The 4,396-nt window shown below is 56.4% G+C and carries 7 protein-coding genes; 1 reads left to right on the top strand and 6 read right to left on the bottom strand.

All coding sequences use genetic code 11. The features are described 5' to 3' along the window. The coding region (locus K1Y02_25555; GenBank protein ID MBX7259747.1) for a hypothetical protein at positions 1-1,166 on the top strand (1,166 nt) is incomplete at its 5' end. A 3-nt stretch (positions 1,167-1,169) separates the two neighbouring features. Here K1Y02_25555 and K1Y02_25560 read toward each other — a convergent pair. The 6 genes from K1Y02_25560 to K1Y02_25585 all read right to left on the bottom strand — a co-directional run. Beyond that, positions 1,170-1,427, bottom strand: a complete 258-nt coding sequence (locus K1Y02_25560; GenBank protein MBX7259748.1) for a hypothetical protein — start codon at positions 1,425-1,427, stop codon at positions 1,170-1,172. Positions 1,428-1,430: 3 nt separating this feature from the next. After that, entirely contained in the window at positions 1,431-1,688 is a 258-nt protein-coding gene (locus K1Y02_25565) for a hypothetical protein (GenBank protein ID MBX7259749.1), read from the bottom strand. Next, positions 1,688-2,077 (bottom strand): hypothetical protein, encoded by a 390-nt coding sequence (locus tag K1Y02_25570; GenBank protein ID MBX7259750.1) that lies wholly within the window; start codon positions 2,075-2,077, stop codon positions 1,688-1,690. The genes K1Y02_25565 and K1Y02_25570 overlap by 1 nt, the downstream gene beginning before the upstream one ends. Then, complete coding sequence (locus tag K1Y02_25575; GenBank protein MBX7259751.1) at positions 2,074-2,514, bottom strand: response regulator; 441 nt, start codon at positions 2,512-2,514, stop codon at positions 2,074-2,076. The genes K1Y02_25570 and K1Y02_25575 overlap by 4 nt, the downstream gene beginning before the upstream one ends. A gap of 18 nt (positions 2,515-2,532) precedes the next feature. Further along, positions 2,533-4,119, bottom strand: a complete 1,587-nt coding sequence (locus K1Y02_25580) for a PAS domain S-box protein (protein ID MBX7259752.1) — start codon at positions 4,117-4,119, stop codon at positions 2,533-2,535. A gap of 1 nt (position 4,120) precedes the next feature. Next, on the bottom strand, positions 4,121-4,396 hold a 276-nt coding region (locus K1Y02_25585), incomplete at its 5' end, for a response regulator (GenBank protein MBX7259753.1).

A 4,396-nucleotide genomic window follows, 5' to 3' on the forward strand; every position in this document is an offset into this window, starting at 1 on the left:
AATACGGCGACATCGCCAAGCTGAACGAAGCCTGGGAGGCGAAATTCACATCCTTTGACCAGGTCGAGACCTTCCTCCCCGAAACCGCCATGACCAAGCGCCAGCGCATCGACTTCGCTAATTGGTACATGGGCGCGATGAGCGATTGGTGCGAGAAGTGGGCTATCTGGTCGCGCGAAGCGTTGCCGAACACGCAGATACACCAATCGTCCGGCGGTTGGGGCCCGGTGCAGATCGGGACCGATTACTCCTACCAGGCCCGCAGTATGGCGCGCATCAAAGGCGGCATCCGCCTGACCAACGAAAGCGACGATTATCCCGATAATTTCACGATTACTCGCATGGCTGCGTCTGCCGCGCGGTTCTACGGAGCACAACTGGGGTACGAACCCGGCGGCTTCGGCAGCATGCGCGGCGTCATGGCCCGCCTGTACAACGCGGTCAGCACCGGTGCGGTCCACCTGTTCTATTACCTTGGCAACCTTACCGCGAACGATCAGGCAATCGATGCGTGGATGAAGCATGGCAAGTTACTCGACCAGCGCGCCAAGCCCGTGATCGAAGTGGGTGCTTTCTACTCCGACACGGCGCTCAAGCTCGATGACGAAGTGGTCCGCTACCGCTGGGGCTCGACCTTCTTCACCGTGGCCCGTGCATTCCGCGAACTCTTCGACTTCGATTATGTGAGCGAGCAGATGATTTCCGACGGAGCACTCCCGCGCTACAAAATCCTCGTATTTGCCTGGGGACCTGTCACGGAAAAGCCGGTTCTTGAACGCATCGACCAATGGGTTCGTAACGGCGGTACCGTAATCTTTGGACCGCGCTCGCGGGGCAACCCGATCACGGTCGAAGGCGACTCGTCGATCTGTGACCGCTGGTTAGCGGGCGACACCGGCAAGGGACGCGCCATCGTGTGGCACGGCGACCTGATTCCATCCGGCTATTTCGCGGAATTCGTACGCGATATCATCACCCGTACGGAATCCGTCAACCCCAGGGTGCGAGCGGCGGCTAAGATGGATAAGCCCAATACCGTCTTCTGGAGTGTTCTGGAGAACGGCAAGGTTGCCATGCTGAACTTCAACGGCAAACCCGCAACCGTCAAGTTAGCGTCCGGTAAGGTGGTAACGATGGGGCCGTATGAACCAATGATGGTGGAGTGACCGTCAGAGGTTTTTGCGCCAGATCGAAAGTACGATCAACGAAGCCGTTACGAAGCGTAGAAAATAGAGGGCCGGCACACCCTCGCCGGGTTTCTCGAGGCAGGCAACCACGCATCGGCTGATTGCTTCCGCGCCAAAGAAAACCGAAAAGGCGAGAAAGAGCCGGTCCCTTGTTTTTGTCCAGAACTTGAGAAAATATAGGCACGCACACACAGATGTTGCACTCAGAACGCCGAGCAGGAAGGTTATTAGGACGCGCATACCTTAGTTGCTCTCCCAAATCAATCCATATAAAAGCGAACCCATGCCTGCGATGCCGCACATCAGGCGAACCGGGTGAAGATCGACGTGTGGCACAAGAATAAGGTCTACGAAGACCAGCGCATTCGAGATACACAGAAAACAGAAACAGATGCCGCTCCATAGCAGCAGCGGTACATGGTTCCGCCCGAAAGCTCGCAAGAGCAGATATGCGCATGCAGCCATGGTCAGCGCACAGAGAATATGGATGATGCCGGGGATCATTTCTTGTCCTTCGTCACACGAAACGCGCGCGCAAATTCTAGTACAGCTCGGGGCGCTTTAGAGTGGATCATCTGAGTTACGAGCATCAAATGCGAGCGATATGCCTGCTCCAACTGGATTGTTGTTTCTCGTAGTTCGGCCGTCTCGGGCCTAAAGCGGTAGCGGACAACCTCGGTATCATTGACGGCTGCGACCAACCGTTTACTCTTCAGGTCCGCAACGATGGCCGAAGCCACTTCAGGTGAGAGATATAGCCTGTCTGCGAGCTCAACGGCTGTCCAACTATGATCTTCGAATCGAAAAAGCAGCAGTAGGCATTCCAGTTCCGGTACCGAATCGATGGCCGCTTCTATGAAACGCCTGACCGGGTCGGGAACCGGACTCACCTCGAACTGCCCCGGACCTCGCTGCTACCAACTCCAACTCTAGGCGAGAGCAAGCGTTCAACAGCTGAGCCTACGTTCTCGAAGAATGCATCCAGTTCCACCGGCTTGATGATGTAAGCGCTGATTCCCAGGCGCGAAGCGCGGTCACGGTCCCGCGGTGATTCTGATGACGTCAGGACGGCAACCGGCACGCCGGCCATTCGCGGCGCGTGGCGCACTGTCTCCAATACTTCGACCCCTTCGCCTCGCGGCAGATTCAGGTCAAGCAACACCGCATCCGGGGTAGGGAAGTTGTCGTCTCGGAGTGCGGACAAAGCCTCCGGTATGTCGCTGAAGCACGTCAGCTCCGCTTCTATGCTGCGGGCGCGTAGTGCTTCCTTGACCAGAAACAAATCGTGCGGGTTATCTTCAACAAGAACAATCCTCTTGAGTGTCATTTCGAGCTCCATGTGATGTCATCCCGCTGCGGGTAGAGAGAACTTGAACGACGAACCAACACCCGGCTGCGACTCGACCCAGATCCGGCCACCCATTCGTTCCACCGCCGTCTTGCAGATCGCAAGGCCAATGCCTGTGCCGGGGTACCGATTTGGATGCAAACGCCGGAATACCCCAAAGATGCGTTCCTGATATGGCGCTTCAACGCCGATTCCGTTGTCCCTCACCGTGATGATGCACTCCCTCCCCTTGATCTCACCCGTAATTTCGATTTCTGGCGTATCCTCCCGGCGGTATTTGATTCCGTTTCCAATCAGATTCTGAAATACCTGTATCAGCAGTACCTCCACTCCCATTACAGCCGGCAGATCTCCGCAATGCATCCGAGCCCCCGATTGCTGAATCGCTTCCGGCAGCAGTGCAATGGCTTTGCACAATGCGAGGTTGCTGTCCACCACCTGACGCTCATATTGGCCTGCCTCCGATGCCTGCATATACTGCCGCAACGCCGCTAGTAACTCATTCATACGTAGCGCGCCGCTTTGTACTATGCCGAGAAACTCACGCGATCGTTGACTGAGGTCGGGCTGCTCTCGCGACAGCATCTGGCTGAAACTGATTACCATGCGCAGCGGCTCCTGCAAATCGTGGCTGGCAGCCCAGGCAAACTGGCGCAATGCTTCGTTCGATCGAAGTAATTCGGCTGTTCTTTCGGCGACGCGGCGCTCCAGTTCCGAATTCAGGCTCATGATCTTCGATTCCGCTTCCCGCCTCTCGGTAATATCGCGGATCACCGTCGTAATCAGAACCCCCTCTTTCGTCTCGAGGGGACTTACGCTTAACTCCACCGGAAAGGTAGTTCCGTCGCGGCGCACACCAACTAACTGCGCCGTTTCGCGATTGGCAGCCAGTACGGCTGCGGACGACCTCGCAAATTCGTTCGAGAACGGCCAGGCCGGCACCAGAATTGTAATCTGATGGCCAAGAAGCCGCCCGCGTTCATACCCGAACAATTCAAGCGTCCTTGAATTGACCAGCGTGATCTCACCGTCGGCGTGAGTAATGACGGTCGCATCCGGGGCAGCCTCGAGCAGCGAGCGGAACTTCTGCTCAGCCTTCGTGAGCACCTCGGTCTGTTCGCGTAGCAACTGCGTGTTGCGCGCGAGTTCTACGAACACCGATACTTTCGAACGGAGAATTTCCGGCACAATCGGCTTGAACAGAAAATCCACGGCGCCCAAGTCATAGCCCCGAAATAACTGGGCGTCGCTGCGATAGCCCGTAAGGAATAGGATCGGCGTATGGCGGTTACGCCACCTGGAGCGGATGAGTTCCGCTGTTTCAAATCCGTCCATCTCCGGCATCTTCACGTCCAGCAGGATCGCTGCGAAATCATCATCCTCGAGTACGTGTCGTAGGGCCTCGGCTCCCGATCCTGCCATTAATAGTTCGTCGGCAAGCCCCTGCAGTGTTGCCTCGAGCGAGACCAATGTGTCCGGATTGTCGTCCACCAGCAACAGGCGAATCTTCCGCTTGGAAGAGGATTCGTTTCCGCCCTTCTGGTCGAACGATCGAGATACTCGGTCAACTCCCGTGGTGTTCATCTTAGGCACCCGCTCTGTTTACCTGTGTGTTAGTGACCCAAACACGAAGCACACTGAACAAGTGATCGAGGTCGACAGGCTTTGCGATGTAGTCGGAAGCGCCGGCTTCGAGGCATTTCTCCCGATCACCTTTCATCGCACGGGCTGTTAGAGCAATCACCGGCAGATTCTTGAATCGTTGAATCTCGCGGATGGTGCGCGTCGTTTCGTAGCCATCCATTTCCGGCATCATGATATCCATCAGCACAATATCCGTATCCGGATGTTGACTCAGAAG

It is taken from the genome of Candidatus Hydrogenedentota bacterium, from assembly GCA_019695095.1.
Lineage (GTDB): Bacteria > Hydrogenedentota > Hydrogenedentia > Hydrogenedentales > SLHB01 > JAIBAQ01.